Annotated in this window: 3 protein-coding genes and 1 pseudogene; all 4 read left to right on the top strand. The window is 69.2% G+C overall.

Going from position 1 to position 4,839, the window contains the following annotated elements:
• The 4 genes and pseudogenes from D6689_14190 to D6689_14175 all read left to right on the top strand — a co-directional run bounded on the left by D6689_14190 (position 1) and on the right by D6689_14175 (position 4,423).
• Positions 1–113: pseudogene (locus tag D6689_14190) on the top strand (ABC transporter ATP-binding protein).
• A gap of 70 nt (positions 114–183) precedes the next feature.
• Complete coding sequence (locus tag D6689_14185) at positions 184–2,139, top strand: protein BatD (GenBank protein RMH40311.1); 1,956 nt, start codon at positions 184–186, stop codon at positions 2,137–2,139.
• A complete protein-coding gene (locus tag D6689_14180) occupies positions 2,136–2,933 on the top strand; it encodes a hypothetical protein (GenBank protein ID RMH40310.1) in 798 nt (265 codons plus the stop codon). Before D6689_14185 ends, D6689_14180 begins: the two co-directional genes overlap by 4 nt.
• Positions 2,934–3,022: 89 nt before the next feature.
• Positions 3,023–4,423, top strand: coding sequence for a sigma-54-dependent Fis family transcriptional regulator (locus tag D6689_14175; GenBank protein ID RMH40309.1), 1,401 nt, complete (start codon positions 3,023–3,025; stop codon positions 4,421–4,423).
• Positions 4,424–4,839 lie beyond the last annotated feature (416 nt).

Genomic DNA, 4,839 nt, shown 5'->3' with positions numbered 1-4,839 from the left:
GCCCGGCGCCCAGAACCAGCCCGGCGCCCAGGACCAGTCCGGCGCCCAGGACCAGTCCGGCTCCCAGGACCAGCCCGGCGCCCAGGACCAGCCCGGCGCCCAGAACCAGTCCGGCGCCCGGGCCGACGAGCGGGCGGCCGAGCGCGACGCGCCACCTCGGGACGGCGCAAATCCGCCGGCCGGATGGCGGTTCTTGCGCAGCAGCGATCGCGATCGCAAGCTGGACGAACTCGAGCGGCGCTCCAGGGCGCTCCGCCTGCAGCGACTCAAAGACGCCGCGCGCACCTGGGTGCGCCGCCGATCGAGGAAAGACTGGTGAACCGTACCGCCGCCATCGTCGCCCTCGTGGGGCTGTGGTCGGGAGCCGCTGCCGCGCAGCCGGCGCAGTTTACCCTCGAGGTGTCGCCGACCGACGGCGGGCTCGACGACACCTACGTCGCAACCGTGCACCTGGAGATGCTCGGCGTCGGCGGGCCCGAGCGCTACTCGCACCCGCCGTTCCCCGGCTTTCAAGTCATCGACACGCGTCGCTCGTCGACGACGTCGATGGTGTTCGATCCCGTCCACGGGCAGGAGATCCGGTCGATCGAGATCCGCCGCTACATCTTGCAGCCGCGCGCGCCGGGGCGGTACGTCGTGGGGCCGGCGCGCGTGCGCATCGGGCGCGAGGACTACGAAACGAGGCAAGTCACGGTGACCGTACGAGGCGTCGGCGCGACCGCTCCGACGACCGCGCCGGACGTCACCGACCCGGCCCCGCTGACGGCGGGAGGCGTCGACGTCCCCGGCTACGTGCCGCCGCGTCGTCGCCCGGGCGACGCGCTGTTTTTGTACGCGGTCGCCGACGAGCGGCGTCCAGTCGTCGGCCAGCAGGTCACCGTGACGTGGCTGCTGTTCACCCGGGCGGAAGTCATCTCGTTTGCGCCCAAGCCGCCGTCGCTCGACGCGTTCTGGTTCGAGAAGCTGTTCGAGCCGCGCAGGCGGCTTCGCTACCAGACCGTGTACCTCGGCAACGTCCCCTATCTCGTGGCGGTCGTGTCGCAGCGGGCGCTGTTCCCGCTCGAACCGGGGCGAGTGACCGTACCGCCGTTCGCGGCAGAGGTGGCGACGATGCGGTCGTTCGCCGGCCAGACCGAGACGGTTCGCAGCAACCCGATCGAGTTGGACGTGCAGCCGCTGCCTGGCGGCGCGCCTCCCGGCTTCGATCCGTCCTACGTCGGCGTGTTCGCGGTCGACGCCGCCGTCGACCGCTCCGAGGTCGAGGTCGGCGAGCCGATCACGCTCACGGTCACGGTGCGCGGCACCGGCGCGATTCGGCGGACGAGCCCGCCGGTGATCGCTGCGACCGGGTTCGACGTCACCGGCCCGCGCGACGACGACCCGTCGGTGGACGTCACCGGCGGTACGGTGCGCGGCGAGCGCACCTACCAGTATTGGCTGCGGCCCAAGCGCGGGGGCGATCTCACGATCCCGGCGATCGCGATTCCGTACTTCGACCCGGCCGCGCGCGAATACCGCGTGGCGCGTTCGGACCCGATCGCAATCCACGTGCGCGCGTCGCGCGACCAGGGATCGGCGGCGACTGGGACGAACCGCGACAACGTGATCGCGCGCGACATCCGTCCCATCAAGCTAGGCGATACGGTCCACAGCCGCGTCACCGCGTATTTGTATCGCTCGCGTTGGTTCTGGGGGCTAGCGGCGCTACCGCCGCTGGCTTTCTTCAGCGTCGTACTCGCGGACAAACTGCGCGAGCGGCTCCGCCGGGAGACTCCCCGGTCGCGCCTGCGCAAGGCGCGCGGTCGCGCCAAGGCGCGGCTTCGCGTCGCCGAGTTGCACTTGCGTGGCGCACGGCCGGCCGCGTTCTACGGCGAACTTACGCGAGCGCTGTACGAGCACATCGAGGATCGACTTGGCGAGCCCGTACAATCGATGACTCTCGACCAGCTACGCGAGCACCTGCTGCGGCGCGGATTCCCCGAGCCGACGGTGCAGCGAATCGAGAAAGAACTGCGGGACTTCGACTTTGCGCGGTTTACGCCGGCGCTGGCGGGGCCGGGTGAGATGCGGGCGGCGCTTCGTCGAGTCAAGGACCTGCTGCGCGACATCGAGCGCGTGCAGCTGGAGGTCGCGCGATGACCGCGCGCGGGCGCCGGGTGTGCGCGTTCGCCGCCGCGGCGAGCGCCTGGATGCTCGCGGTGGCGTTGCCCGCACGCGCGGACGAGACGTCGTTCGCGAGCGCCAACGAGGCCTATCTGGCCGGCGACTACGCGACGGCAGTACGCCGCTACGAGGCACTGGTAGCGGCGGGTATCCGCCACGAGGATTTGTTCTACAACCTCGGCAATGCGTACTTTCGGTTGGCCGCCGATCGCGACGACGTACTTGGTCGCGCGATCTACAACTACGAGCGAGCCTTGCGCGTGCGCCCCGACTTCGACGACGCCGCTTACAACCTGCAGGTTGCGCGCGACGCGGTAGCCGCGAAGGTCGTCGACCGGATTGAGTCTGCCGAGGGCGACCCGCTGTGGGTGACCGTCGCGACGAAGTTTTCGATCGGCCAACTCACGGTCGCTTTTCTGGTCGTCGATGCCGTGTTGTTCGCCGCGCTCATCGCGCTCCGGCTGATGGCCAGCGGTTTCGCGCGCGCGATCGTCGCGGTCGGGGCAGGCTTCGCCGCCGTCGCGTTCTTCGTCGCCGCCGCGCTGCTGTGGGCGCACGTCTACTTCGTCACCCGCGTCGACCTGGGCATTGTGTTGCCGGACGAAACGCAACTGAGCGAGGCGCCGGGCCAGACCGCGCGCGACGGCGCTCGCCTGCACGCGGGGCTGCGCGTGCACGTTGTCGACCGGGAGGGCTCCGGGTGGGTGCGTGTGCGCCTCGCGAACGGCCACGAGGGCTGGCTGCCGGCCGAGGAGGTCGGCGAGCTGTAGACGGGTTGCGCGTGGAACGATCGCCGCGATTGGGTGCGAGGCCCTGTTCGCGGTAGCCACCGCGTTCGATCTCACTGTAAGATTTCAACGTGGAGCGCGCTCGCCTCTTGGTAGTCGACGACGAGCCGCATCAAGCGCAACAGATCGGCCAGCTGCTCAGGGACGTGGAGGTTACGGCGGTGACCAGCGGGGTCGAAGCCGTCGAGGTTGCCGCGGGCGCGGGCGACCGCGCGTTCGATGTCGTCCTGTTGGACTACTACATGCCGGAAATGGGCGGCGAGGAGGTCCTGCGCGCGCTGCGCCAGCGGGGCGTCGACGCGCGGGTGATCGTGATGTCCGGGCGCCAGCCCGGTGAGGTGGCGGTCGAGGCGATGCGCCTGGGCGCGTTCGACTTCATCTCCAAGCCGCTGAACCGGGCGGAGCTGCGGCTCCGCGTCGAGCGCGCGCTGCGCGACCACCGGGCGGCCGCGCGGGCGCGGCCGCCGGCCGATGGCACCCAGCGACGGCCGCGCAAGAGCGACGTCATCATCGGCGGCGGCACGTGGATCAAGGATCTGTACGAGCGGATTTCCATGGTCGCGCCGACCGACGTCACGGTGGCGATCTTCGGGGAGAGCGGCACGGGGAAGGAACTCGTCGCGCGGACGATCCACGCACTGTCCCAGCGCTACGAATCGCCGTTCGTCGTGGTCAACTGTGCTGCGATCCCCGAGAACCTGCTCGAGGACGAACTGTTCGGGCACGTCAAGGGCGCGTTCACCGACGCGACGAAGGATCGCGAGGGGCTGTTCGCGGCCGCGCATACCGGGACGCTGTTTCTCGACGAGATCGGCGAGATGCCGCTGTCCCTGCAGGTGAAGTTGTTGCGCGTGTTGCAGTCGCAGGAGTTCCGCCGGATCGGTGACGACCGCGACACGAAGGTCGACGTGCGCCTGATCACCGCGACGAACCGCGACCTGGAACAAGCAGTGGCGGCCGGTGTGTTCCGGCAGGATCTCTACTACCGCATCAACGTGTTTCCGTTGCATCTACCGCCTTTGCGCGAACGGGCAGAAGACATCCCGCTGCTCGCTCACCACTTCCTGCTCAAACATCGCGCGAAGGTCGCCAAGCGGGTCGAAGGGTTCACGCCGGAGGCGATGGCGAAGCTGTGCGCGTATGACTTTCCGGGCAACGTCCGCGAACTCGAGAACACGGTCCACCACGCGCTCGTGATGGCGCAGTCCGAGTACATCGCGCCCGAGGACGTGCGCGTGACGCCGAGCCGAGCGCCGGCGCGCAGTGGGATCGATCTGTCCCGCCCGTTTCGCGACCTCAAGCGCGAGGTGGTCGCGCGGTTCGAGCGCGCCTACACCGAGGAGGTCCTCGCGGCCCACCAGGGCAACATCGCCGCCGCTGCGAGGACGGCCGGAATGGACCGCAAGAACTTGTGGGCGCTCGTGAAAAAGTACGGGATCGACGTCGACGCCTACCGGGCCGGCAAGGGATGACGCGCCCATACGCCGGGACGTGGCAAAAGAACCATGGTGCCGCGGGCAACGCCGTGGGCTCTCTTCTTTATAACCTGCGGGAATTCCTGGCATACCTGTCGTGAAATCGGTCGCATGTGGTGATTGCACCACGACGAAGTGTGCGGAAGCTTGCACTCGTCCGTCCGAGGGATCGACTAACTTGCTGGAATCGCGCGACCTGAGGTGGGCCGGCAAACTGGCGCGCCATTTGCTGCGTTCCGATTCGCCGTACCGCCATGCTCCGTCTGCGCACGATTGCGTCCGGTTGGTTGTTCGCGGCGCTCGTCGCGTGCGCAGCCGATCCATCCGGATCTCCCGCTCCATTGGGCGAGCGGACGGCGGTCGGCGTGGCGAACAAGCCACTCGCGCGGTTTGCGACGGGCGTCGCGGTCGCG

Source organism: Deltaproteobacteria bacterium, from assembly GCA_003696105.1.
Taxonomy (GTDB): domain Bacteria; phylum Myxococcota_A; class Polyangia; order Haliangiales; family J016; genus J016.
Note: the sequence above shows the minus strand (reverse complement) of the source record. Positions and strands in the feature narration are given on the sequence as shown.

What these genes read in the sequence shown, in the direction of transcription:
- D6689_14180 (RMH40310.1), top strand. Translation starts at nt 2,136, where the DNA reads ATGACCGCGCGCGGGCGCCGGGTGTGCGCGTTCGCCGCCGCGGCGAGC.
- D6689_14185 (RMH40311.1), top strand. Translation starts at nt 184, where the DNA reads ATGGCGGTTCTTGCGCAGCAGCGATCGCGATCGCAAGCTGGACGAACT.